The 1,003-nt window shown below is 69.0% G+C and carries 1 pseudogene; it reads left to right on the forward strand.

Features of this window, described 5'->3' with window-relative positions:
- Positions 1-1,003, forward strand: a pseudogene (locus DBR34_RS01015) (hypothetical protein); the annotation flags it as partial.

Below are 1,003 nucleotides of genomic sequence, written 5' to 3' on the forward strand. Positions count from 1 at the left end.
GACGCGGCCTACGACGCGCTGGCCACCGAAGTGTCGGCGGACTGGCAGGCACGGCTTGGCCAGGTCGGCCTGCGCCTGCCCGATCCGTCGCTGGGGGACATGCTGCGTGCGCAGGCCGCGTACATGCTGATCAACCAGACCGGCCCGGCCATGCAGCCGGGGCCGCGCAACTACAACCGCTCTTTCATCCGCGATGGCATGGCCACCTCCGCCGTGCTGCTGCGCATGGGCGAGGCCAAGGTCGCACGCGATTACCTGGCCTGGTACAGCGCGCACGGCGTGCACGCCAACGGCCTGGTCTCGCCGATCCTCAACGACGACGGCAGCGTCAACACCGGCTTCGGCTCGGACATCGAATATGACAGCCAGGGCCAGTACGTCTCGCTGGTGGCCGATGTGGCGCGGCTGGACGGTGGCCCCGAATCGGTGCGTGCCTACCTGCCCAAGGTGAAAGCGGCGCTGCGCTTCCTGCAGGAACTGCGCGAGCGCACGCTGGTGCCGGGCTACATGGCCAGCCAACCGTCGCCGGAGCGTTTTGCCGGCATTCTGGCCCCGTCGATCAGCCACGAAGGCTACCCCTCGCCCACCCATAGCTACTGGGACGACTATTGGGGCCTGAAGGGCTGGCACGACGGCGCGTGGCTGGCCGAATCGCTGGGCGACCCTGACACCGCCCGCTGGGCGCGCGAACAATACACCGCACTCCACGATGCACTGGCCGCCTCGATCCGCGCGACGATGGCGTGGAAGGGCATCGACTTCATCCCCTCCTCGGCCGACCTGGGCGACGGCGATCCGACCGGCGTGTCGATCGCGCTGGACCCCACCGGCGCGCAGGACGTGCTGCCCGCGGAGGCGCTGCGCACCACCTTCGCGCGCTACCTGGACGACGTGCGCAAGCGCAACCAGCCCGGTGCGTTGTATGCGTACACGCCGTATGAGATCCGCAACGTGCTCAGCTACGTGCACCTCAACCAGCCTGACGCCGCCGACGAGCTGCTGC

The organism is Stenotrophomonas sp. HMWF003 (genome assembly GCF_003061285.1).
Classification (GTDB): domain Bacteria; phylum Pseudomonadota; class Gammaproteobacteria; order Xanthomonadales; family Xanthomonadaceae; genus Stenotrophomonas; species Stenotrophomonas maltophilia_AP.